Annotated in this window: 1 pseudogene; it reads left to right on the plus strand. The window is 56.0% G+C overall.

Features of this window, described 5'->3' with window-relative positions:
- Positions 1 to 670: pseudogene (locus NG653_RS14635) on the plus strand (hypothetical protein); the annotation flags it as partial.

A 670-nucleotide genomic window follows, 5' to 3' on the forward strand; every position in this document is an offset into this window, starting at 1 on the left:
GCGGCCTTGCCGCCACGGACGTACAGGCGGCCATCGATGAGATCAACGCAGCGGCGGGCACGGTTTCCCTGGTGGACAATGGCGACGGCACGTATACCTTTACAGACGCGGCCGGCAACACAACGCTGATCAGCGACGCGTCCATATCGACCCTCGTGGATAATGGAGACGCGACTTTTACTTATACCGACGAAACCGGCACCCCTGTCACCATCAACCTGATTAGTGCTGATGCCAACAACGACATTATCGCAGGATCCGACGGAGGACTTTACCTGAATGTGGCTTCGGTAACGGTCGCCGAGACGGTGACCAACCTGACTGATAACGGGGATGGCAGCTTTACCTATGTCAATGAGAGCGGGGTTCCACAGACGGTGGGCAAGGCCGACATCACGGACAATGGCGATGGCACTTATACCTTTACCAACAACGACGGCAGTGATGTAACTATCAATACCAATGGGATTGCCATCAGCAATACGGTGGCGGGCAACCGCATTGCCACGGTAACCGATGCCGGGGGTTCCGTTACGGATATCGACGAGACCGTGACCACGTTATCAGACAATGCCGATGGGAGTTTTACCTATACTTCGGAAGACGGTACCATTACCACGTTCACCGAAACGCTGACTTCCCTGGCGGACAACGGGGACGGCACGTTCAC

It is taken from the genome of Robiginitalea marina (assembly GCF_024006985.1).
Lineage (GTDB): Bacteria > Bacteroidota > Bacteroidia > Flavobacteriales > Flavobacteriaceae > Robiginitalea > Robiginitalea marina.